We start from the raw sequence: 22,068 nt of genomic DNA on the forward strand, positions 1-22,068 counted from the left end.
CTTGATTAGAGGAATTGCCAGGCGAAGCGATCGCCGCGTCGGTCGATGCGTCCGACGGACGATTGTGCGAAATGGGTGGTGAAGACGGTTGCGCCACGCTCGGCTGCGTCCTCCAGGACGCTGGCGCGCGAGCGCAAGGCGGCCTCGGGAAATTCGCAGAAGCAGGAATTGAGCGAAGGCTCATACACCTGCAGCGGATGGTGCATCACGTCGCCGGCAAAAAGCGCCTGCTGGCCCCGTGACACGAGGCGGATCGACGCGTGATCGATACTGTGGCCGGGCGTCGGAATGAAGGAGATGCCGTCCAGGACCTCCTCACCATTTACGTAGATGAGCTTGGCAAGGCCGGCCTCGATCACCGGCCGCACGCTGTCGTCATAGACGCGATCGGCCGGCTTGCGCACCGCCGGGCCGAGCGCCGGGTCCGGGCGCGCTGCCCCAGTGGGGTCGTTGCCCGCCGCGAGGCTCTCGCCATAGGCCTGCTCGATCCCGGAGAAGACGTAGGTCGCATTCGGGAACGTCGGAATCCAGCGGCCGTCGACCAGGCGCGTGTTCCAGCCGACGTGGTCAGCATGGACATGCGTGAGCAGAACGTAGTCAACCTGTTCCGGGGCGACGCCCGCCGCGGCCAGCCGCGCCAGGAAGGGCTCGTTCAGACGATGGAGCGGCGGGATGTCGGGCCGGTTCTTGTCGTTGCCGGTCGCCGTGTCGATCAGGATCGTGTGGTGCGGGGTTTTGACCAGCCAGCTGTGGATGCTCTGAATAAAGGTGCCGGTCGCAGGATCGAACGAGCCCGCCTCCAGCCGGTCGCGATGACGCGCCAGCGCATCCGGCTCGGCGTCAGGATAGAGGGCCTCGAACTTGAATGCGGCGAGCCGCAACTCATCGATCCGCGTGACGGTAGCATCGCCAACGCGATAGGTTTTCGTCGCTTGCGTCATCAAGGTCCTCCACTCCAGGTCGTGGCTGAGCCGGCCTGATTGCCAGCGCCGCCGTGACCGGGAAGTACGAAGCGCGCCACGCCGCCGGGAGGGCCGTGGGCTCGATAGGTCCCATCGACCCCGTCGATATCGAAAGGCCATCAGCGTGGCTTCTCAGATCGCCATTTTGGCTTTACCTCTCTCATCGCGGCTCGTCCGGCCGCGATCATGTGCCTTGAACGGAGGAGGACCGATGCCGGATGCGGAACACGGTCCAGGTCGGCCGGCCGACGACACCGATCTCGCCGAGATCGACCTTGGCCTATTGCTCGCCCTGGAGGCTCTGCTGCGCGAGCGGAACGTCACGCGCGCGGCGTCGCGCCTGAACATCGGCCAGCCGGCGCTCTCGGCTCGGTTGAACCGGCTGCGACAGGTCTTTGCTGATCCGTTGTTCGTGCCTGCGGCGGCTGGCCGCGGCGTGGTGCCGACGACGAGAGCGGTGGAGCTGCAGGCGGAGCTGGCGGACGTGCTCGGCAAGCTCCGTCGCATGGTCGAGGGGCCGACCGTGTTCGACCCGGTCCGCAGCCAGCGCACCTTTGTCGTTGCCATCCATGAGAATCCAGCCGTGACGCTGGCGCCCGGATTCGTCGCGCGGCTGACCGCCACGGCCGCACGGGCGCGGCTGGCCTTCGTCCATCCTACGCGCGACGTCGTCGATCGGCTTGAGCGGGGCGAGATCGACATTCTGGTGACGGGGGCTGATGGGGCACATGGCGATCTGATGCAGCGCCCGCTTTTCGAGGACAGCTTCCTGTCCGCGCAGCGCAAGGGGCATCCCCGCGGCAACGGCGCGCTCGACCTCGATCGCTTTTGCGCGCTCGATCATCTGCTGATCTCTGCCGACGGCGGCGGCTTCTCAGGCCTCGTCGACGATGCGCTGGCTGCGCTCGGACGTTCCCGACGCGTCGCCGTCTCGATTCAAACCTATGCGCTGGCGCCGGTCATCCTTGCCCACAGCGACTGTATCTGCACCCTGCCGCGACGCTTTCTGATGCGATTTTCCCACGAGCTCGATCTTACGCCGCCGCCGCTCGATCTGCCGCCAGCGCGTATCGTTGCGCTGTGGCATCCGCGCAATCAGGAGGACGGAGCTCATGCCTGGCTACGCGAGTGCCTGTATCAAGCGGCCGCCTCCTGATTCGACTTGCCTCAACCGCACCAGTTCACGCATCTAGACTTGATGATCCTCGAGCGGCGATGGCCGTGATCTCGAGTTTGACGCCGGGACCGAGATCGGCGACGCCGATCGCGGCGCGCGCCGGCAGATGAGCCTCTGCAAAATGCGCCTTCCAGGCCGCATTGAACTCTGCCTTTTCCTTGAGGCTGGCCATGTAGATGGTCACTTGCAAGACGTTGCTAAGATCGGATCCGAGGGTCTTGAGCAACTGCGCCAACTGCCCGAGGACGTCGTTGGCCTGGCCCGACATGTCGAGCGTCGTGTCCTCGGGGACGATGCCACCGATGTACAGCACGCCATTGTGCTCGACCACTTCGTGGAGCAGACCTTCATAGGGCAAGACGCGCTTGATCATGATGGGACCGATGTTGCTGTGTGACAGGCCGGGATATCGCACATTTCAATGTCAGTGTCGTCGCAAGAGATCTCGCGCCAGGTCTTGTCGGAAGACGGACCGCACGGCTCTGACTGCAGCCGACTAAAGCGTTGAAAATAAAAGTACAAATTGGTCGAAAAATCGCCGCCGGTCGTCCCCGCGAACGTTCGTCAAGCTGTCTTTGCACGAGCGCCCGGCATTTTCGCCGGCCCTGACCCGACGACATCGAAGAGCGGATCGCTATACTGCTATCCGGATGACATCGGTGCGGCCGGGACGGTGCCGCGACCGGAACAAGGAATGCGACGATGGACGATACGATTGGCTTCCCCGACCCGGGCCTCGACCTGTCCGACGGCTTCAAGCCGCACACCTCGCATTGGGGCGTGTTCTCGGCACGTCAAGGCGAGGCCGGGCTCGAGGTCAGGGCGTATGCGGGCGATCCCGATCCGAACCGCATCATCGACAATTTTCCCGGCGCGCTGCGCCATCAGGCGCGCATCACCCAACCGGCGATCCGCCGCGGCTGGCTCGAACGCGGTCCCGGTCCGGACGATCGCCGCGGCCGCGACGAATTCGTCTCCGTCAGCTGGGAGAAGGCGCTCGATCTGCTCGGTGACGAGCTGGCACGCATCCGTGACACGCGCGGCCCCGGCGCGGTGTTCGGCGGCTCCTATGGCTGGTCGAGTGCCGGCCGCTTCCACCACGCCCAGAGCCAGGTGCATCGCTTCCTCAACATCGCCTTGGGCGGCTATGTGCGCTCGGTGAACTCCTATTCCTCCGGCGCGTCCTCGGTGCTGCTGCCGCAGATCCTCTGCGGCTACGAGGACATCACCAAGCGCAACGTCACCTGGGAACAGATCGCGGCTGATACCGAAATCGTGTTGGCGTTCGGCGGCATGGCGCTGAAGAACTCGATGGTCGCAGGCGGCTCGATCAGCAAGCATGTCGAGCGCGGCGCGATGGAAGCTGCGCGCCGCCGCGGCTGCGAGTTCATCCTGGTCAGCCCGTTGCGCGAAGACCTGCCCGTCGAGGCCGGCGCCGAATGGATGACATGCGTGCCCGGCACCGACACCGCGCTGATGCTCGGTATCGTTCATACGCTGATCGCGGAAAACCTGCACGACCAGGCCTTCCTTGATCGCTACACCGAGGGATGGCCCGTCTTCCTGCGCTATCTCACCGGCGAGAGCGACGGCCAACCCAAGCACGCCGAATGGGCCGCCGCGATCTGCGGCGTAGACACTGACACAATCCGCAAGCTGGCGCGCCGGCTCGCCGGCAAGCGTGCGCTCATCACCGTCTCTCATTCGCTCCAGCGCGCCGAGCATGGCGAGCAGCCGGTGTGGATGGGCATGGTGCTGGCGGCAGTGCTCGGCCAGATCGGCCTCTCCGGCGGCGGCTACGCCTATTCGTTGGGGGCGATCGGCTATTACGGCCGCCGCGTCAACGACGTGCCGGGGCCGACACTGGGGCAGGGCCGCAACGCTGTCCGCGATTTCATTCCGGTGGCGCGCATCGCCGACATGCTGCTCAATCCCGGCAGTACCTATCGCTACAACGGCGAGACGCGCACCTATCCGGATATCCGCCTCGTCTACTGGGCCGGCGGCAATCCCTTCCATCACCACCAGGACATCAATCGTTTGCGCAAGGCGTTTGCGAAAGTCGACACGCTGGTCGTGCACGAGCTCGCATGGACTGCCACGGCCCGGCACGCCGACATCGTCCTGCCCTCGACGATGACGCTCGAGCGCGAAGACATCGGCTATTCCAGCAACGATCCTCTGATGGTCGCCATGCACCGGATCGCCGAGCCGTTCGGCCTTGCGCGCGACGACTACGAGACCTTTGCCGATCTCGCCGACCGTCTCGGCGCGCGCGAACCCTTCACCGAGGGGCGGACGTCACGGCAGTGGCTGGAACATCTTTATGAGCCGACCCGCGCCTCGCTCGAAGCGCGCGGTTTGGAGGCGCCGAGCTTCGAAGAGTTCTGGCAGCGCGGCAGCCTGGTGGTGCCGCAACAGCCCGACGATGGCGGCCGGCTGCGCCGCTTCCGCGACGATCCCGTCAATCACGCTTTGCCGACGCCGAGCGGTCGCATCGAAATATTCTCCGCCAAGATCGCGGGTCATGGCGATGCGGATTGCCCGGGCCATCCGGTCTGGCTGGAGAAGTCCGACATGCCCAAGCCGGAGACGCCGTGCTTCCTGGTCGCCAACCAGCCGGTGACGCGTCTGCATAGCCAGCTCGATTTCGGTGGTCATTCGCTTCAAAGCAAACATCGCGGCCGCGAGGTCGCGCGCATGAACCCTGGGGACGCTGACGCGCGCGGCATCAAGCACGGCGATATCATCCGGCTGTTCAACGCGCGCGGAGCCTGTCTCGCCGCGGTTCACGTCACCGACGGCATCGCGCCCGGCGTGGTCCAGCTGCCGACCGGCGCCTGGTACGACCCGATGGACCCCGAAGACGACGCGCCGCTCTGCGTGCACGGCAATCCGAACGTACTCACCCGCGACGTCGGCACCTCGTCCTTTGCGCAGGGCTGCACCGGCCAGCTCACGACAGTCGAGGTCGAGAAGTTCGCCGGCAATCTGCCGCCGATCCGGGCTTTCGATCCGGTGTAGAAAAAAAGGGGCCGCCCTGTGTGGTACCGGGACGGCCCCGAGTGGCTCGCAGGCCCGGGAGGATGAGGGCGCGAGCGAATGTTCACGCGGCTGCGCTGATCCAGTCTCTCTCCGTAGAAGGACGACGCGGCGGGAATGCTTGCATCTCTCGCCGTTCGGCCTTGCTGGCGAGGCGCCAGCGTGCCGGGGATTGATCGCTGATGCGCTTGAACACGGTCGAAAAATGCGCCTGCGTGCTGAAGCCGACCGCAAGCGCGATCTCCGCCAGCGGCCGCTCGGTGGTTGCCAGCAGCATCTTGGCATGCTCGATCCGGTGATTGAGAAGATATTCGCGGGGCCGGTAACCGGTCGCGACGCGGAACTGCGCCGCAAAGTGCATTCTGGACAGGCCGGCGACGTTGGCGAGTTCGGACAGGCTGATGCAGCGGTGGAAATGATCGGCGACATATTGCTCGACGCGCCGCAGCCGCCATTTCGGCAAGGCATTGACCCTGGCGCGTGGCAATTCCAGGCGCGCGAGATGCATCGCAAGGGTTTGGCCAATGCAGCGCGTAAACTCGTGGTCCGCGGCGTCGCCAAGTTCGATCAGCGCCTTGGCAAGCTCGGCTGCGAGCGGATCGCGCAACAGGACGAGATCATTCAATCCCTCGGTGCCGGAAAATTGTGCCGGAAATTGATCCGCGGAAATGTAAATGTGCAAGAAAGCGCATGGCGCCTGGAATTGCACGGCAAGGGGCTTCGACGGCGCGGTGAGATACAGTGTGCCCGCGGGCATGGCCCCGTCGAAAATGACTTGGCGATCCCGGGTCAGTTTCGCCCGCGTGGTCTTCAGGGCGACGCCGACGAAATAGCGATCCTCAGGCGTCGTCGCTTGGTGCGACGAGGTGCTCCGCGGGTCCTCCCATCGCGAGATCGCGATGTCCTCGGCCGCCGCCCCCTTGCGCGGATCGATCTGACGCCATTGACGCTCGCGAATGACCCCTTGTGTTGCCTGAGGGATCTCGCAATCCCCCGATGCGCCCGGAAATTCAATCCAGGCATCACCTGCCTGCAAATTGGTCAACATCGTTCGTCCTCTCCGGGCGTTCTCCGCTGTTTGCAACCAGCAAACGCGCAAAGCCCTGCTTTCCATGTTGAGAGGATAGGCGTGAGCTGACCTGCAAGCTCGTTAGTGGTGATTAGGATGTGTTAGTTTTTGTGGGAGCGCATCAGGTGCGGCATCCCGTCTCAGGAAGCGTCCTTTTTGTACAATTTATCAGATATTTGCGCATTCTCGACCCGATTCAGGAGAGCGCCGGACGTCGCGAGGAGATCGATGCGGCGGTGTGCGTTCCATGCGTTGCCCTCGCTGGACCTCGCATCGGTGCCGGGTATAGTCGCGCCGCATTTCGATGGAGCGGCCCTCAGGATGAGTCGGAAATGACCGAGCTCTCGGCCGGACATGGCCCCCGCGGCAGCGACGCCGCGACGATTCTGGATCTCGATGCCGTCGCGTTCGGGCCATTTTCGCTTCGGTCGCGGCTGCTGGAGAAGGATGGCTTGCCGGTCAGGCTCGGCAGCCGGGCCATGGATATTTTGCGCCTGCTGGTCAGTCGCGCCGGCGAAGTGGTCCCGAAGGACGAAATTCTCGGTTATGCGTGGTTCGGACTTTCCGTCGAGGAGGTCAGCCTGCGAGTCCATGTCGCGGAGCTTCGCAAGGTGCTCGGCGACGGAAAGGACGGTGCACGTTACATCACCACCATTCCGGGCCGGGGCTATTGCTTCGTCGCGCCCGTGCGGCGTGGCGAGCGCGCGGAGGTAGCTGCGCCGGCGTCGCGTGCGCCTGAAAGGGCGGCGCCGCCACCGTCGCTGCCGCGCCGATTGGACCGGATGGTCGGGCGAGAGGACGCCGTGGCCGAGTTGGCGGCGCGCTTGCTCCGCGATCGCTTCGTCACGCTGCGAGGGCCGGGCGGCATCGGCAAGACCACCGTCGCGACCGCGCTCGCGCACGAGATGTGCGATAGCTTCGAGGGCAACGTCCATTTCCTGGAATTCGGTCCGCTCAAGGACGCGGCCCTGGTCGCGAGCACGGTTGCCGCCGCGTTGGGCCTCGTCGTGCACCACGATGATCCCACGGCCAGCATCATCAACTTCCTGCGCAGCCGCCGCCTGCTTCTCGTGCTCGACAGCTGCGAGCACGTCATCGACGAGGTCGCGCGCCTTGCAGAAACCATCTACCGGGAGGCGCCTGGCATCGTCATCCTCGCAACCAGCCGCGAGTCGCTGCTGGTGGAAGGCGAGCAGATTTTCGAGCTCGTTGCGCTCCCTGGTCCGCCGCAGGGCACCCGCCTTAGTGCCGGCGAGGTGCTGGCCTATCCCGCCGTGCGCCTGTTCGTCGATCGCGCCGTCGCGGCGGGGCATCGCGACGACATCACCGACGAGGATGCCGAAGTCCTGGCCCGGATTTGCGGCAAGCTCGACGGCATCGCGCTGGCGATCGAGCTGGCTGCCGCACGCGTCGGTCTGTATGGACTGCGCGAGATGGCGGCGCTGCTCGACAACCGGTTGCAGCTCGAATGGCGCGGGCGGCGGACGGCGCCGCCGCGGCAGCAGACGCTCGGCGCTACGCTCGACTGGAGTTTCGGTCTGATCGGCGAGAGCGAGCGGATCGTATTTCAGCGCCTCGCCGTCTTCGCAGGTCACTTCACGTTGAAAGGCGCGACAGCCGTCGCGGCCGCGGCGGAGATGGCGGAGGACCGCGTCGTCGAGGCGCTGGAGCAACTCGTGGTGAAGTCGCTGGTTTCCACCCAGCCGGACGGCGCATCGCGGCGCTATCGCCTGCTCGACGCAACGCGCGCCTATGCTCTGCAGAAACTGGCCGACGGCGGACAGCTGGCCGAGATAGCGCACCGTCACGCTCTCTATGTTCATTGCACGCTCGAAGCGGGCATGAGAGACAAGGAGGGCAGCGATCATGCGTCACGTTTGCAGGAGCGCGCGGGCCTGCTCGCCGATGCCCGCGCTGCGCTGCAATGGGCTTATGCCAACGACGACGGCGCCGGCTTGCGCGTGCCGCTCGCCGGTAGCTGCACAAGGCTGTTCGTCGAACTCAATTTGCTGAACGAGGCCCGCATCTGGTCCGATCGCGCACTTGCAATGCTGGACGAGGCCGACCGGGGCGGCGCATGGGAGCTCGAGCTTCAGTCGACGCTCGGTCACGCCTTCATGTTCACCGAACGTAACAGCGAGCAGGCGGAAGCGGCGCTCAGGCGCGGGCTGGAAATAGCGGAAGCGCTGTCCGATCACGCCAACACATTCAGGCTGTTGTCCCGGCTCAACATGTTCTACCGCCGGACCGGTCGCTATCGGCATCTGGTGCCGACTGCGCTTCACGCCGAGCGGATTGCCCGTGTCATCGGCGATACCGCGGGCATCGCCGGGAGCAAAGCGCTGCTCGGCGTGTCATATCACCTCGCCGGAGACCAGGCCGAGGCGCAAGCCCATCTCGAGCAGGGCCTGCGCGACGACGCTGCGCTCCGCGGGACGCAACCTGGGCATTTCGCCTATTCACGCACACCGCAGATCCCGCTCGCGCGCGTGCTATGGCTGCGCGGCTTTCCCGATCGTGCGCTTGAATGCATCCGGCCGCTCGTCGGCGCTTCAGCGCCGCAGGACGTGGTCATGCATTGTATCGCATTATGCTGGTCCGCTTCGGTGTTCGGCTGGATTGGCGACTGGTCGTCAGTCGAGGCCATGACCGATCGCCTGGCCGCGCATGCGAGCATGCACGGACTCGTGCCCTACGAAGCCGTCGCGGCGGGTTTTCGAGCGCAGAGCATGATTGCTCGGGGCGAGGTGGCCGGCGGCGTCGACCTGATGCGAAGTGCGCTTCCACGCCTGCACGCCGATCGCTACGAGCTCTATGCCTCGGCGTTCGCCGCGGATCTGTCCCGAGGCTTGGTCACGTTGGGACAATTGACGGAAGGCATTCAGGCTCTTCACGAGACCATTGCGCGGGTCGAGCAGGAAGGCGGTGCCTTCGACATGCCCGAGCTGCTCCGTCTGCGGGGAGAGTTGGAGGCCCATGGCGGCAATCTCGACGCGGCCGAGGCGGATATTGTCGCCTCGATCTCGCTCGCCGAACAGCAGGGCGCGTTATCCTGGCGGCTGCGAGCCGAGATGTCGCTGGCACGGCTTCGAATCCGGCATCGTGGGAAGAATCCGCTGGAACAGCTCACTCAAACCTATGCCCGGTTCTCGGAAGGATTCGAGACCGCCGATCTCATTGCGGCACGGCGCATGCTGAACGAGCCGACGGCCTGATGAAGTCGAAGCCAATTTCTCGCGCGTGCCGCTACTCGAAGACGGCGTCAAAGATCTCGACGTCCATCAGCACGGGCTTGGCGACCACGGTTCCGTCGGGCCGCAGCGTCTGCGCGCGTCGGAGCGTCGGCACCACGATGCCGCCGAAGCTGTCATGGGCCCAGGAGTAATGCGCGACTTTCATGCCGAACAGATCGTGGTCGGTCCGCCGTTGCAACGCGTTGTCGTCGAAATAGAAGATCTGCTCGGGGCGCGAGCGTGATCAGGCCCGGCGGGAACTGCGCCCGCAGCCGCCGCCATGACTCGTTGTTCTCCTGCCACGGTGGCAGTTCCTCCACCACGACATCTGGATGAGCGAGCAGGAATGGATTGGTCAGATAATTCCAGATCGCGACGCCGCAGAAGAACACGAGATGCAGTTCGTCTGCGAGCGCGGGCGAACCGGTCTCGGTGAACGCAAGGCTCGGATTGGGCCAGGTCCTGAGGATCTCACCCTCGAGGCTTTCGATCGTGATCGCGTCAGGCTGAAAAGAGCCGGAGTGTTCGCCTCCGGTGATGCCGGTGAAGCGGACCGACTGCGTGCGGGTCGAGCCCTCCGCCGTCACGTCCTTGAATTCGCTGGCATGTCCGGTGCTGGAGAACAGCGTTCCGGCGACGGAGAGGTGAAGCGTGAACCGGCTCAAGCTATTCCAGCGGGCCATTCCGCCGCTGGCATCAATTACATCGTCAAGAAGCGCCATGTCCCGCCATATCCACCGTGAAGTGCCAGCACCATGGCGGGGCGGATGCGGCTTGGCGTGTTAGAATTTGTTAGGAGTTGCGAGCGGAAATTCTTGCGGTATCCCGTTGAAGATACACTCAATTCAGCGCCGCAAGGAGCTCCCTGGCTGCGACGAGATCACGGGTCTGGAGGCCCTCTTGGTACCGCGCGACGAGCGGGGTGATCAGGACGCGGGCGTCTCGGGCTTTTCCGGCCTGGCGCCAGACCCGGCCGAGACTGATGGCTCCCCGCAGCTCCCAGCCGAGCGCGCATTGGCGACGTGACAGATCAAGCGAGTCCCGGAAGCAGCTTTCGGCCTCCGCCGCGTTGCCCGACCTGGCGAGGATGTCGCCCTTGACCCTGAGCATCTCCGGCATGTCGAAGGATTCGCCATGATCGGGAATCTCTGCGATGGCATCATTGATGGTCTGCAAGGCTTCGTCGGCTTGGTTCTGGGAGGCAAGCCCCTCCGCGAGCGCGGTCGCAAACACCGTCGTCATGATCCGATGTCGCGTCGCGTACAGCGTGGCCTGGCTGCGGCGGAGGTGCTCGATGCCGGCGGCGACGTCGCCGCGGCGAAGCAGCAGCTCACCCTTCTGGCCGATGCCGACCGCGTGATAGGGCCCGAGGAAGTGCCGCGCGGAATGATCGATCAGCCGCTCGATCAGGATTTCCGCATTGGCCAGATCGCCGACCCACAGGAACACGTAGATGGTCCAGATCAAGGAAATACCGAGAGTAAGCGGCTGTTCCAGCAGCTCGGCTTCGCGAATGGTGTATCTGGACGCCTCGATCGCGCGATCGGGCCGGCCGGTGAGCCAAAGCCCGCGCGCCAGCGCCACCAGTGCGATGATGCGGTCGTCATAGCCGAGATGCCCGATATTCAGCCGCTGCGAGCCGGGATTATGCAACATCGCGCTCTCGCAGAGCTGCACCGCCTTGTCCTGGTTGCCGATCAAATGATGGGCGACGCCCAGCATCCATTCGACGTTCAGCGTGCTGGCGGGATCGTTCAACTTCCGCGCGACGCTCTCGCCCTGTTCGCCGGTTTCGAGTGCTCCGTGAAAATCCCCGACCCTGGTGAGATAGATGTGCAATCCGCGCAGCAGCCAGAGCTGCCAGTGCAAATCCTGGAGCTCCCGCGCAAGCTGGAGACTGCGCGTGAACGCCGAGCGGACCGCTTCGGTATTGCCCTGCGTGAACATCGCGGAGACGCCGAGCGCCGCCTGCAAGATCATTTCATTGCGGCCCTCCACCGCACTCGCGTCGAGGGACGCCAGCGCCTGCTGGGTCCAGCGGTAGCATTCCGTCAGCAGTGTCAGCTCGAGAAAGAATTGCGCCGCTGATGCCGCCAGATCCACGCCGATCGTTCGGTCCCCGTCGTCTGAAAAGCTCCAGGTCAGCGCGGCCCGGACATTGGGCAGGTGGTCGGCATAGGGAAGAAAGCCACCGGCGCTCTGCATGCCCGTGGATTGGAGAGCGATGTCGCGCAGGAAGTCGCGGAAATATTCGGCGTGGGCGCGTGCGACGCGGTCCGCTTCGCCGTTCTCGACGAACTTCTCCGCGACGAAAGCACGTGTGGTGTCGAGCAGGCGATAGCGCAGCCGCCGCTCCGCGGGCGAGGTCGCGATCAGCGATTTGGAAAGCAGATTGGAGATCGCCTCGGAGGCTTCTGCTTCGCCAATGCCCTGACAGGATGCGACCGCAAGCGCGGCTTCCAGGGTGAATGGCCCGACGAATGCCGACAATCCGCGCAGCGTTGCGCTTTCGGTTGCCGGCAGCAGATCATAGCTCCAGGCGAGTGCCGCACTCAGGGTGTGGTGCCGCGGCACAGCGGTGCGCCGCCCGCGCCACAGCAACGAGAAACGGCTGTCGAGCAGAGAGGCGGTCCCGGCGATGCCATAGGCATTCACACGCCCGGCCGCGAGCTCGATCGCGAGCGCGATGCCGTCCAGCCGACGGCAGATATCGGCCACGAGCGGCGCATCCTCTTCGCTGAGTTCGAACTCGCTCAGGCTCTCTGCGATGCGTTCCACGAAGAGCTGAGTTGCAGGATAGGCAAGGATGTCGGCGATGCCGAGCCCGTCGCGCTGTGGCGGGCAATCCAATGGAAACAGCCGATGGACACGCTCACCTTCGGCGCGGAAAGATTCGCGGCTGGTGGCGAGAATATGCAGCTCGCCCGCTTCCCGGACGATGCGCTCGGCCAGAGGGGCGAGATCGTCGAGGATGTGCTCGCAACTGTCAAAGACCAGCAGCATCCGCCGGCTGCGCAGGAACGTCAGCAGCCCCGGCATCGGATCGTCGGAATTGACCGTCAGGCCGAGCGCGGCCGCAATCGTTCCGGCAACGAGCCGGGTCTCCCTCAGTGCGCCGAAATCGACAAAACACACCTGGCCGTCGAAGGCCTGGAGCTCGCGATGCGCTACCGCCAGCGCAACCGAAGTCTTGCCGATCCCGCCGGGACCGACGATCGTGACGAAGCGATGCAAGGCAAGCTCGGCGGAAATTCTCTCGACCGCATCGTCCCGCCCGATCATCTTCGCGAGCGGCGAGGGCAGCGAGCGCGGCGCAGCAACGGGCAGGCTGGTTCGGCTCTCCGAAGGGGCGGCCCGGAGCAGCGCGGCCGTGAAGCAATAACCTCGTCCGGGGACGTTGACGACGTAGCGGGAGCCTTCGCCCGGATCGCCCAAGGCCTTGCGCAGCGTCGTGATGTGAAAGCGCAGGCTGCCTTCGTCCACGTTCACGTCGGCCCAGACCCGCCGGATCAACTCACGCTTGTCCACGACCTCGCCGGCGCGCTCGGCGAGAAAGACGAGAATGTCGAGCGCGCGGCCGCCGAGGTGAACCGGGGCGCCGTCCTTCTCGAGCAGCCGCGTCTTTGCGAACAGCCGGAATGGCCCGAAAGCAATGGCCGAATCCTGATTGTTAGCGTCCGGCACGGGCCAATCATTCCAGTGAGAGCTGAACTCTGCACTTTGATCTAGCAGAAGGGAACCCTGAGTAAACTGGTCGAAAGTGGCGAAATCGCGTGGAGGGTGCCGGCAATTGGCCGGTCGCGCGCGACGATCCGTCGCAAATTGTACTCAAACGCGGGCCTCTTTCGAAGCGATCTGGACAACCCGGCAGCTTGCTTGACCGACCAGCTCACGTTCGGAGTGCCGGTCGTCGTACCGCCATCATAACAGAATCTTGCAACGTCTAACGAGCAATGCGCACGAACTGCATCCAGTATCCGTTCCGAGTTTGGCGTTAATTCCAACGGGGAGGCTACGATGTCCGGTATCAATGCTCGGCCGAATGACGACGTCGTTCGATCTCAATTTGTGGCAAGTTTGGACGATCAGTCGCGTGACTGGGAGCTCGTGCTGCGGGAGTCCCACCATCGGATGAAGAACACGCTGACGATACTCGGTGCGTCAGTCCGCCGCGATTTCACCCGAACGGGTACCAGGGATGTGTCGCTTGCAGCGGACCGGCTCGAGCGGCGCATCGTCGCCTTCGGCAGGCTCTATCAACTCTTGTCCGACAATGACGACCATACGGCGATCCCGGTGGCGGCCTTCTTCGAAAACCTGTGTGGAGCGATTTCCGAGGCGGTGCTGGAGCCGGCGGGCATCCGCTGCGAGGCCGCGATCGAAAGCGGGACGCTGCCGGCGTCGCAATGCCATCGGCTCGCGCTGATGCTGACGGAGCTGGTGACGAATGCGGCCAAGCATGCCTTCCCGGACCGGAATGATGCGCTGATCCGCATCGAGATGGCCAATCGCGACGGCGCCTGGTTCTGCACGGTAACAGACGACGGGATCGGCGCGACCGGGCCGCTTCAGGGCACCGGCAGCCGGATTCTCGAAGGACTCGCACGCAGCATTCACGCCCGGCTGCAGGGCGAAGCGGGAGAAGACGGCACACGCGTAACCATCGTGATGCCGATCGCAGTTGCTTGAAGCTCGTCTTAGATCCAACCCAGGGAGTTCGACATGGCCACTACCGAAATCGACCGCGACGCCGCGGCCAAGCTTTCCAATAAGCCTTCCAACAAGTCTGCGAAGACGCCGTCGACCTCGCCTAGCGTCGATCAGCGCCTCGAGGTGATCGTAATCCCCGTGGCCGATGTCGATCGCGCCAAGGCCTTCTACGCGCGTCTCGGTTGGCGACTGGACGCCGATTTTGCCTCCGGCGATGACTGGCGCGTGATCCAGTTCACGCCGCCGGGTTCGGCCTGCTCGGTGATCTTCGGCAGGAACGTGACCGCGGCAGCGCCGGGCTCCGCGCGAGGGTTGTACCTGATCGTCTCCGATCTGGAGGCGGCGCGAACGGATCTGCTCGACCGCGGCGTCGAGGTCAGCGCTCCATTCCACGGTGCCGGCGATGTTCACGCTGGGACCGACGAGCCTTATCTCTCCGGCAGCGTTCGGGTGAGCGGTGCTGACCCGAAGCGCGGCAGCTACGGCTCATATGCGTCGTTCAGCGATCCCGACGGCAATGGCTGGTTGTTCCAGGAGGTCACGACGCGATTGCCGGGACGGATCGCGGACGACGGCACGACATTCGCTTCGCAGGCTGCGCTGGCCGCAGCACTGCGCCGCGCGGCGGCGGCACATGGCGAGCACGAAAAGCGGACCGGCGGGCACGACGAGAACTGGGCCGATTGGTACGCCGATTATATCGTCCGCGAGCAGGCGGGCCAGCCGCTGCCGTCCTGAGCTGGACAGCACGGATTCTTCGACTGATGCAAGCCGACACGGCGCGCGATGACTGAGCTCATCGCGCGCCGTGTTGCTTTGGCGGCGCGCATCGCGGCTCGCAACGGCTAACGCGGTCTAACAACCCATAACGAGCAAATTGCCAGAGCCTGCGCCAATCTCTCTGCATGGCGAACCGAGGCGTTGATGTCGAATTCCGTCAACGCCACCGACCAAAGTCAGGGAGATCGAACATGACCACGCAAGCACGTACCGACATTCTCAATCCAGACCGCCGTCAATTGTTGGGCCAGGCCGCGATGACCGCGGTCGCCGCAAGCGTATCGAGCCTGCTGCCGCTGCATTCCGCCAAGGCTGGCGTGAGTGGGGCGGTTCGCCCGTTCCACGTCAGCGTGCCCGAGCAGGATCTGCTCGATCTTCGCCGCCGTCTCGCGGCGACGCGCTGGCCGGATCGTGAGATCGTTGCCGATCAATCGCAGGGCGTGCAACTGACGACAGTGCAGCAGCTCGTGAGCTACTGGCAGAACGACTACGACTGGCGCAAGATCGAGGCGCGGCTGAATGCCTTGCCGCAATTCGTCACCGAGATCGACGGCGTCGACATCCATTTCATTCACGTCCGCTCCAGGCACGAGAATGCCTTGCCGATGATCGTCACGCATGGCTGGCCCGGTTCGATCATCGAGCAGATCAAGATCGTCGGGCCGCTCACCGATCCCACCGCACATGGCGCGACGGCGGCGGACGCCTTCGATCTCGTGATCCCGTCGCTGCCCGGCCACGGCTTCTCCGGCAAGCCGACGGAGCTGGGCTGGGACCCCCAGCGCGTGGCGCGCGCCTGGATCGTGCTGATGAAGCGGCTCGGCTACAACCGCTATGTCGCGCAAGGCGGCGATTGGGGCAATGCCGTGACGGAGCAGATGGCGGTGATCGCGCCGCCGGAACTGCTCGGCATCCACACCAACATGCCCGCGACAGTTCCGGACGACATCGCCAAGGCGCTTCAGCCCGGCGGATCGCGGCCGTCGAACCTCTCGGCCGACGAGCGCTACGCTTACGATCAGCTCGATGATTTCTATAAGCACGGTCTCGGCTACGCGATCGAGATGTCCAACCGGCCGCAGACGCTCTATGGCCTGGTGGATTCGCCGGCGGGTCTCGCGTCCTGGATGCTCGACCATGATGCGCGTAGCACCGCGATGATCGCCCGGGTGTTCGCGGGCAAGACGGAAGGGCTGTCGCGGGACGACGTGATCGACAACATCACGCTCTACTGGCTCACCAACACCGCGGTGTCCTCGGCGCGGCTGTACTGGGAGAACAAGCTGGTATTCTTCGAGCCCAAGCACATCAAGATCCCGGTCGCCGTCAGCGTCTTCCCGGACGAGATCTACGCCGCACCGCGCAGCTGGACCGAAAAGGCCTATCCGAAGCTGATGCACTACAACCGCCTCGACAAGGGCGGCCACTTCGCCGCCTGGGAGCAGCCCGCGCTGTTCTCCGCGGAAATGCGCACCGCCTTCCGACCGCTGCGTCAGTCGATCTGAGACCTGCGGGGACGCGCACTTCCGCGCGTTCCCTTCTTTCCCCACAGACAGGAATGCAATCATGAACCGCCCCGAACGCACGTTCACGACCGACCAAATCCGCCTGGAGCGTCGCCTGCCGTCGTATTGGCGTGTCACCTTCGACATGCCGCCGGTCAATATCTTCGGCCCCAAGCAGCTTCCGCTTCTCGACGACGTCGTCACGGCGATCGAGACCGATCCTGAGGTGAAGGTCGTGGTGTTCGACAGCGCCGTCGACGGCTTCTTCATCACGCATTACGACTTCCTCGCGCCGCTGGAGGATTCGCTTCGTATCCCGCCCGGGCCGACCGGCCTGCAGGCACTGCCCGACATGCTGGTGCGTCTCAGCCGCGCACCGGTCGTCTCGATTGCCTCGATCAGGGGCCGCGCGACCGGCGTCGGCAGCGAACTGGCGCTCGCGAGCGATATGCGCTTTGCCAGCCGCGAAAAGGCGATCCTGTCGCAGTGGGAGGTCGGTGCGGGCCTGGTGCCCGGCGGCGGGCCGATGGCGCGCTTGCCGCGCCTGATGGGCCGCGGCCGCGCGCTCGAAGTTCTGCTCGGCGCCGATGACATCCACGGCGATCTCGCCGAACGTTATGGCTATGTGAACCGGTCGTTGCCGGATGCCGAGCTCGACGGTTTCGTCGAGGCGCTGGCTATGCGCATCGCGTCCTTCGACAAGGAGGCGATTGCCGAGACCAAGCGGCTCGTCGACGTCGCGAGCCTGCCGCCGGATGTCGAGATCAAGCCGGAATGGGACGCGTTCCTGGCCTCGCTCAGCCGCCCCGCGAGTCAGACCCGCATCAAGGCGCTGATGTCGCGCGGCTTCCACCGCGCCGGCGACGTCGAGACCCGGCTCGGCTTCCACGTCGGACAAATTGGCGCCTAACGGAACCACCGCGGCGTTCGGCCGGGCCCGGAACGGCGACAGGTGGTCGTGCCAATGTCGCTTCCCTTCGGTACCGAGCGCCGGTGCTAAAAAATCAACCAGGAGAATTAAGATGATCCGCAAGGCAACAGCAGTCTGGAAAGGCACCGGTCGCGATGGCACCGGTCAACTGTCGAGCGAATCCGGCGTGCTCGCCGCGACGCCTTACTCGTTCAAGACCCGCTTTGAGAACGAGAAGGGCACCAATCCCGAGGAATTGATCGCTGCGGCCCATGCCGGGTGTTTCACTATGGCGCTGGCCTTCGGCCTGCAACTCGCCGGTTTCACACCTGACGAGCTCTCGACGGAAGCCGCGGTCACGCTCGAACCTGAAGGCAAGGGCTTCACGATCAGCAAATCGGCGCTGACCTTGCGTGCCAAGGTGCCGAACCTCGACGACGCAGGTTTTGCCAAGATCGCGGGCGAGGCGGAGAAGAACTGTCCGGTGTCGAAAGTGCTCAACGCCGCGATCACGCTCGACGCCAAGCTGGGCTAGACCCGGGCGTGTCAATGTCCATCCGGCCTGGCAACCGGATGGACATCAGCGAAATGCCTGCCTTTCGGATGGGCCACCGAATGCATATGATAACACTGATACGGAGCGATCAATCGGGAGCGGACAGATGACAACGGAACGCGCAATTCTGGCCGGAGGCTGCTTCTGGGGCATGCAGGATCTGATCCGCAGGCAGCCGGGTGTGGTCTCCACCCGCGTCGGCTATACCGGCGGCGCGGTGAAGAATGCCACCTACCGCAATCATGAAGGTCATGCCGAAGCGATCGAGATCACCTTCGATCCCGCCAAGACCAGCTTCCGGACCATGCTGGAGTTCTTCTTCCAGATCCACGATCCGACCACCCTCAACCGCCAGGGCAATGATTTGGGCACGAGCTATCGCTCGGCAATCTTTTATTCCAGCGACGAACAGAAGCGGATCGCCAGGGATACGATTGCAGACGTCGAGGCGTCCGGTCTGTGGCCTGGCAAGGTCGTGACCGAGGTCGCGCCCGCGGGCGAGTTCTGGGAAGCCGAACCGGAGCATCAGGATTATCTCGAACGCTATCCGGACGGCTACACCTGCCACTTCATCCGCCCCGACTGGAAGCTGCCGCGGCGCGGGGCTGCAGCGGCAGGCTAAAACTGGTCGTCGGTATTGCCGGGGAGAGCCATGGCTGAAATCCGCGAGATCATCGCCGATCTCCGCAGAGCACATCGACCGCTTTTCGGGCCATCTCCCTCAGCTCGGAGCGGCGGGCGCCGGCACGAGCGCGAATGGCAATGGTGTGCATCGTGGCTGAAGCGAGAATGGCAAGCGCCGCCGGATCGGCGTCGCGCTTCAGCTCCCCCTTGTCCTGCGCGAGGCGGAAACGGGCTTCGAAATCGGCATCTATCATGCGCAGTCCCGCCGCGACGCTGCTCCGGATCGCGGCATCTTCTGCGACTTCGGTCACCGCCGTCCCCACCACGAAGCAGCCGCGTGCGGCTCCCTTGCCGGAAAAGTAGATCGACAGCGCCGCGTCATAAGCCAGCATCAGCGCTTCGTCCAAGGGATGGTCCCCGGCGAGAGCCTCACGCGTCGCGGTCAGGCTGATCTCCCAATAACGCGCGAGCGCCTCGAGATAGAGCGCATGCTTGTTGCCGAACACCGCGTAGAGGCTCGGCGGACTCATGCCGGTCGCGGCAGCGACCTTGTCCAGGGAGGTACCGGAATAGCCCGTCCTCCAGAACGTTTCGGTTGCCCGCTTCAAGGCCATCTCTGCGTCGTAGGCCGGTGGCCGTCCCCGGCGCGCCGGGCTCGTTTCGCTCTTTTTCCGTGCCATTTCGTCAGAACCCCGTTTGCCATGCTCCACACATATATTTGTATGGATCGTTATAAAAATCAAGGTCGCCCACTTGATCGCCGCGTTGGAGTGCAATATTTGTAACGAGCGTTATTAAATTAGATTGAACCCGAGGATCCTTCGATGCGTTTCGATTTCGCGCCAATCGCCGGCGGGCTCGGCGATCGCAACAGTTTCCGCCCGAGCGAGGCTGCCGCGCAATGGTTCGGGGCAGGGCTCGGCAAGCGGCTGCGACGGCCGCTGATGCTCGCGCTGCCGATGGCGGTGGCCGTGGTCGGCGCCTTTATCTATCTGGCGCAGGAGCAATATGTCTCGACCGATGACGCATTTGTTCGCGCCGCCAAGGTGACCATCAATGCCCGGGTTTCCGGCCAGGCGGTCGAGATCGCCGTGCGTGACAACGAGCGCGTCCGACGGGGGCAGGTGCTGTTTCGCATCGACCCGGAGCCCTATGAAATTGCCGTCGACCAGGCCGAGGCGCGCCTCGGAAGTGCGCGGCTCCAGATCGAATCCCTCAAGGCGACCCATCGTCAGCAGCAGGCGGAGCTGCAGTCGGCCAAAGAGACGGCGACCTTCGACGAGCGCGAATTCGACCGCAAGAAGATGCTGGTTGCCTCCGACTTCACGCCACGCGCGGTCTACGAGCGGGCCGAGACGGACATGAAGGTCGCTCGCCACCGCATGGCGTCGATCGAACAGCAGATCGCCAACACGGTCGTTGCCCTTAATGGCGATGCCGATATCGACATCGATCGCCATCCGACCGTTCGCGCGGCCAGGGCACAGCTCGACCGTGCGCGGCTGGATCTTTCCTATGCCACCGTGACGGCGCCGGACGACGGCATCGTGACCAAGGTCGACGATCTCCAGATCGGCGGCTTCGTCAATGCCGGGGCACCGACTTTCTCGCTGCTGTCGAGCCGGCACGTCTGGGTCGAGGCGAATTTTCGCGAGACCGGTCTCACTCATATGCGTCCAGGGCAGGAGGCGACGATCGACGTCGATGCCTATCCGGATCGCAAGTTCAGGGCGCATATCGTCAGCATGAGTCCTGGCACCGGCTCGGACTTCTCGCTCCTGCCGCCCGAGAATGCGACGGGAAACTGGGTCAAGGTCGTCCAGCGATTGCCGGTGCGCCTGGAACTCGACGATCTCGATCCAAGCCGGCCGCTGTTCTCGGGCATCAGCGTGACGGCACGGGTTGATACCGGCTATCGCCGCACCTGGCTCAATCTGCTCCAACCCGCGCTCGCGACGGAGGGCAAATGAGTACGCCCCTCCCATCGACCACTGCGCCCGGCGGTCATCACGCGATCGCCGCGGCCGCCCTCATGGCGACCTACATGCAGGCCGTCAACATCTCGATACCGAACGCGGCGCTACCCCATATTCAGGCGACGCTCTCGATGGCCAATGACGAAGTCGGCTGGGTGTTTTCCTCGTATATCGCCGCGAGCGCCGTGACCATGTCGATCACGCAATGGCTGGCGGGACGCTACGGCCGGAAAGTGGTCTATCAGGCCGCTGTCGCGATCTTCGTGTTGGGTCTCGCCCTCGACACGCTGGCGACGACGTCGATTCAGTTCGTGCTGGCGCGAATCCTCCAGGGCGCGGCGAGCGGACCTCTTGCGCCGCTCTCGCTGGCGATCCTGCTCGAGGCGACATCGCCGGTGCGACATGCGCGCATGAGCCTGGCGTGGACCGTCTGCTCCCTGCTCGGCATCAGCAGCGGCCCGGCCATTGGCGGTTGGCTCAGTGAATATTACGGGTGGCCCGCGATCTTCTATTTCAGCCTGCCGATGACGGGCTTCATTTTCCTGACGATGGCTCAGCTGCTCGGCGAGAAGCGGGCGGAGCGGAGCCAGCCCTTCGACTTCTTCGGCCTGACGACGTTCTCCGTCGGCATGATCGGGTTGCAGATGTTGCTCGACCGCGGGGAGCGCCTCGAATGGTTCGCCTCGACGGAAATCTGGATCGAGGCGGGCGCCTCCGTGCTCGGCTTCTATCTCTTCATCGTGCACGTCATGACGACAAAGGAGCACTTTCTCCGCACGGCGCTGTTCAGGGACCGCAATCTTGTGCTCTCGACGGTCATCTCCTTCGCGCTTGGTTTCGTGCTGCTGCCGACCCTGGCCCTGACGTCCCCGATGCTGGAGGAATTGCTCAACTACCCCGTCGATACCACCGGATACATGAGCGTTCCGCGCGGCGTCGCGCTGGTGGGAGCGCTGGTGCTGACGAGCCTGGTCCCCGCGCAGATCGACTACCGGCCGTTCCTCGTGGGTGGAATGACGCTGGTGGTCTACGCCAACTGGCTGATGCTCGGCTATTCGCCGGCGATGGATTGGCGGCCGGTGGTCGAGGCCGGCCTGCTCCAGGGAGCGGGTCTCGGCATGTTGCTGCCCGCGCTCGCCAGGGCCGCGTTCGGCACGCTTGATCCGAAGCTCCGCCCGGAAGGCAGCGCGCTGATCAACCTGTCGCGCCTCTATGGCAGCACGATTGGCATCGCAGTCGTCCAGCTCTTCTTCTACGCTAACACGCAGGCTGTGCACGTCGCACTCGCAAAGAACCTCACGCCCTACCGAGTCGCTGCATTCGTCGGGGGGCCGATCGCGAAGCCAAGCCTTGCCGCCCTCAACGGCATGGTCACGCGTCAGGCGGCGACCGTCGCGGTCATCGACCAGTTCGAGATCCTGATGTTCGCCATGCTCGTCGTGATTCCGCTCGTGTTTTTTCTCCGTAAGCCGCGGCCTACCGGTTAACGCCTGGAGCCGTGGAACGACATCGCATCATCAATTC

The 22,068-nt window shown here is 64.5% G+C and carries 18 protein-coding genes; 11 read left to right on the top strand and 7 right to left on the bottom strand.

Annotated elements, in window-relative coordinates; genetic code table 11:
* Positions 1-5: 5 nt before the first annotated feature.
* Positions 6-941 carry an MBL fold metallo-hydrolase gene (locus tag ACVIN2_RS32725; RefSeq protein ID WP_456768749.1) on the bottom strand — a complete coding sequence of 312 codons (936 nt, stop codon included), beginning with the start codon at positions 939-941 and terminating at the stop codon, positions 6-8.
* 232 nt (positions 942-1,173) lie between these two features.
* Between ACVIN2_RS32725 and ACVIN2_RS32730 the strand changes: the two genes are divergently transcribed.
* Positions 1,174-2,118, top strand: a complete 945-nt coding sequence (locus ACVIN2_RS32730; RefSeq protein ID WP_456768750.1) for a LysR substrate-binding domain-containing protein — start codon at positions 1,174-1,176, stop codon at positions 2,116-2,118.
* A 25-nt stretch (positions 2,119-2,143) separates the two neighbouring features.
* On the opposite strand, the gene ACVIN2_RS32735 is transcribed toward ACVIN2_RS32730, so the two are convergent.
* Positions 2,144-2,512 carry a RidA family protein gene (locus ACVIN2_RS32735; RefSeq protein ID WP_456768751.1) on the bottom strand — a complete coding sequence of 123 codons (369 nt, stop codon included), beginning with the start codon at positions 2,510-2,512 and terminating at the stop codon, positions 2,144-2,146.
* Between the two features lie 329 nt (positions 2,513-2,841).
* On the opposite strand from ACVIN2_RS32735, the gene ACVIN2_RS32740 reads away from it, so the two are divergent.
* On the top strand, positions 2,842-5,163 hold the full coding sequence (locus ACVIN2_RS32740) for a molybdopterin guanine dinucleotide-containing S/N-oxide reductase (RefSeq protein ID WP_456768752.1): 2,322 nt from the start codon (positions 2,842-2,844) through the stop codon (positions 5,161-5,163).
* Positions 5,164-5,245: 82 nt separating this feature from the next.
* Here the strand turns inward: ACVIN2_RS32740 and ACVIN2_RS32745 are convergent, their stop codons facing one another.
* The gene (locus tag ACVIN2_RS32745) at positions 5,246-6,229 is read right to left on the bottom strand and encodes a helix-turn-helix domain-containing protein (protein WP_456768753.1); all 984 of its coding nucleotides are present in this window, start codon (positions 6,227-6,229) and stop codon (positions 5,246-5,248) included.
* 353 nt (positions 6,230-6,582) lie between these two features.
* Here ACVIN2_RS32745 and ACVIN2_RS32750 point away from each other — a divergent pair, with 353 nt between their 5' ends.
* A complete protein-coding gene (locus ACVIN2_RS32750) occupies positions 6,583-9,465 on the top strand; it encodes an ATP-binding protein (RefSeq protein ID WP_456768754.1) in 2,883 nt (960 codons plus the stop codon).
* 31 nt (positions 9,466-9,496) lie between these two features.
* Here ACVIN2_RS32750 and ACVIN2_RS32755 read toward each other — a convergent pair whose 3' ends face one another.
* The 3 genes from ACVIN2_RS32755 to ACVIN2_RS32765 all read right to left on the bottom strand — a co-directional run bounded on the left by ACVIN2_RS32755 (position 9,497) and on the right by ACVIN2_RS32765 (position 13,167).
* Positions 9,497-9,649: a hypothetical protein gene (locus ACVIN2_RS32755; RefSeq protein ID WP_456768755.1), complete on the bottom strand. Its 153-nt coding sequence runs from the start codon at positions 9,647-9,649 to the stop codon at positions 9,497-9,499.
* Positions 9,618-10,205: a hypothetical protein gene (locus ACVIN2_RS32760; protein WP_456768756.1), complete on the bottom strand. Its 588-nt coding sequence runs from the start codon at positions 10,203-10,205 to the stop codon at positions 9,618-9,620. Before ACVIN2_RS32760 ends, ACVIN2_RS32755 begins: the two co-directional genes overlap by 32 nt.
* 118 nt (positions 10,206-10,323) lie before the next feature.
* Complete coding sequence (locus ACVIN2_RS32765) at positions 10,324-13,167, bottom strand: ATP-binding protein (RefSeq protein ID WP_456768757.1); 2,844 nt, start codon at positions 13,165-13,167, stop codon at positions 10,324-10,326.
* A 333-nt stretch (positions 13,168-13,500) separates the two neighbouring features.
* On the opposite strand from ACVIN2_RS32765, the gene ACVIN2_RS32770 reads away from it, so the two are divergent.
* The 6 genes from ACVIN2_RS32770 to msrA all read left to right on the top strand — a co-directional run bounded on the left by ACVIN2_RS32770 (position 13,501) and on the right by msrA (position 18,566).
* On the top strand, positions 13,501-14,172 hold the full coding sequence (locus ACVIN2_RS32770) for a sensor histidine kinase (protein ID WP_456768758.1): 672 nt from the start codon (positions 13,501-13,503) through the stop codon (positions 14,170-14,172).
* A gap of 33 nt (positions 14,173-14,205) precedes the next feature.
* Positions 14,206-14,931, top strand: coding sequence for a VOC family protein (locus tag ACVIN2_RS32775; RefSeq protein ID WP_456768759.1), 726 nt, complete (start codon positions 14,206-14,208; stop codon positions 14,929-14,931).
* 233 nt (positions 14,932-15,164) lie between these two features.
* Positions 15,165-16,478, top strand: a complete 1,314-nt coding sequence (locus ACVIN2_RS32780) for an epoxide hydrolase family protein (protein WP_456768760.1) — start codon at positions 15,165-15,167, stop codon at positions 16,476-16,478.
* 61 nt (positions 16,479-16,539) lie between these two features.
* Positions 16,540-17,388 carry an enoyl-CoA hydratase/isomerase family protein gene (locus ACVIN2_RS32785; RefSeq protein WP_456768761.1) on the top strand — a complete coding sequence of 283 codons (849 nt, stop codon included), beginning with the start codon at positions 16,540-16,542 and terminating at the stop codon, positions 17,386-17,388.
* Between the two features lie 112 nt (positions 17,389-17,500).
* On the top strand, positions 17,501-17,923 hold the full coding sequence (locus ACVIN2_RS32790) for an OsmC family protein (RefSeq protein ID WP_456768762.1): 423 nt from the start codon (positions 17,501-17,503) through the stop codon (positions 17,921-17,923).
* Between the two features lie 127 nt (positions 17,924-18,050).
* The gene (msrA, locus tag ACVIN2_RS32795) at positions 18,051-18,566 is read left to right on the top strand and encodes a peptide-methionine (S)-S-oxide reductase MsrA (RefSeq protein ID WP_456768763.1); all 516 of its coding nucleotides are present in this window, start codon (positions 18,051-18,053) and stop codon (positions 18,564-18,566) included.
* A 49-nt stretch (positions 18,567-18,615) separates the two neighbouring features.
* On the opposite strand, the gene ACVIN2_RS32800 is transcribed toward msrA, so the two are convergent.
* Complete coding sequence (locus tag ACVIN2_RS32800; protein WP_456768764.1) at positions 18,616-19,344, bottom strand: TetR/AcrR family transcriptional regulator; 729 nt, start codon at positions 19,342-19,344, stop codon at positions 18,616-18,618.
* 48 nt (positions 19,345-19,392) lie between these two features.
* Between ACVIN2_RS32800 and ACVIN2_RS32805 the strand changes: the two genes are divergently transcribed.
* Together ACVIN2_RS32805 and ACVIN2_RS32810 are read left to right on the top strand one after the other, a co-directional pair.
* A complete protein-coding gene (locus ACVIN2_RS32805; RefSeq protein ID WP_456768765.1) occupies positions 19,393-20,538 on the top strand; it encodes an HlyD family secretion protein in 1,146 nt (381 codons plus the stop codon).
* Complete coding sequence (locus ACVIN2_RS32810) at positions 20,535-22,031, top strand: MDR family MFS transporter (RefSeq protein WP_456768766.1); 1,497 nt, start codon at positions 20,535-20,537, stop codon at positions 22,029-22,031. The genes ACVIN2_RS32805 and ACVIN2_RS32810 overlap by 4 nt, the downstream gene beginning before the upstream one ends.
* Positions 22,032-22,068: the final 37 nt, after the last annotated feature.

It is taken from the genome of Bradyrhizobium sp. USDA 3650, assembly GCF_054057395.1.

What these genes read in the sequence shown, in the direction of transcription:
- ACVIN2_RS32725 (WP_456768749.1), bottom strand. Translation starts at nt 941, where the DNA reads ATGACGCAAGCGACGAAAACCTATCGCGTTGGCGATGCTACCGTCACG.
- ACVIN2_RS32730 (WP_456768750.1), top strand. Translation starts at nt 1,174, where the DNA reads ATGCCGGATGCGGAACACGGTCCAGGTCGGCCGGCCGACGACACCGAT.
- ACVIN2_RS32735 (WP_456768751.1), bottom strand. Translation starts at nt 2,512, where the DNA reads ATGATCAAGCGCGTCTTGCCCTATGAAGGTCTGCTCCACGAAGTGGTC.
- ACVIN2_RS32740 (WP_456768752.1), top strand. Translation starts at nt 2,842, where the DNA reads ATGGACGATACGATTGGCTTCCCCGACCCGGGCCTCGACCTGTCCGAC.
- ACVIN2_RS32745 (WP_456768753.1), bottom strand. Translation starts at nt 6,229, where the DNA reads ATGTTGACCAATTTGCAGGCAGGTGATGCCTGGATTGAATTTCCGGGC.
- ACVIN2_RS32750 (WP_456768754.1), top strand. Translation starts at nt 6,583, where the DNA reads ATGACCGAGCTCTCGGCCGGACATGGCCCCCGCGGCAGCGACGCCGCG.
- ACVIN2_RS32755 (WP_456768755.1), bottom strand. Translation starts at nt 9,649, where the DNA reads ATGAAAGTCGCGCATTACTCCTGGGCCCATGACAGCTTCGGCGGCATC.
- ACVIN2_RS32760 (WP_456768756.1), bottom strand. Translation starts at nt 10,205, where the DNA reads ATGGCGCTTCTTGACGATGTAATTGATGCCAGCGGCGGAATGGCCCGC.
- ACVIN2_RS32770 (WP_456768758.1), top strand. Translation starts at nt 13,501, where the DNA reads ATGTCCGGTATCAATGCTCGGCCGAATGACGACGTCGTTCGATCTCAA.
- ACVIN2_RS32775 (WP_456768759.1), top strand. Translation starts at nt 14,206, where the DNA reads ATGGCCACTACCGAAATCGACCGCGACGCCGCGGCCAAGCTTTCCAAT.
- ACVIN2_RS32780 (WP_456768760.1), top strand. Translation starts at nt 15,165, where the DNA reads ATGACCACGCAAGCACGTACCGACATTCTCAATCCAGACCGCCGTCAA.
- ACVIN2_RS32785 (WP_456768761.1), top strand. Translation starts at nt 16,540, where the DNA reads ATGAACCGCCCCGAACGCACGTTCACGACCGACCAAATCCGCCTGGAG.
- ACVIN2_RS32790 (WP_456768762.1), top strand. Translation starts at nt 17,501, where the DNA reads ATGATCCGCAAGGCAACAGCAGTCTGGAAAGGCACCGGTCGCGATGGC.
- msrA (WP_456768763.1), top strand. Translation starts at nt 18,051, where the DNA reads ATGACAACGGAACGCGCAATTCTGGCCGGAGGCTGCTTCTGGGGCATG.
- ACVIN2_RS32805 (WP_456768765.1), top strand. Translation starts at nt 19,393, where the DNA reads ATGCGTTTCGATTTCGCGCCAATCGCCGGCGGGCTCGGCGATCGCAAC.
- ACVIN2_RS32810 (WP_456768766.1), top strand. Translation starts at nt 20,535, where the DNA reads ATGAGTACGCCCCTCCCATCGACCACTGCGCCCGGCGGTCATCACGCG.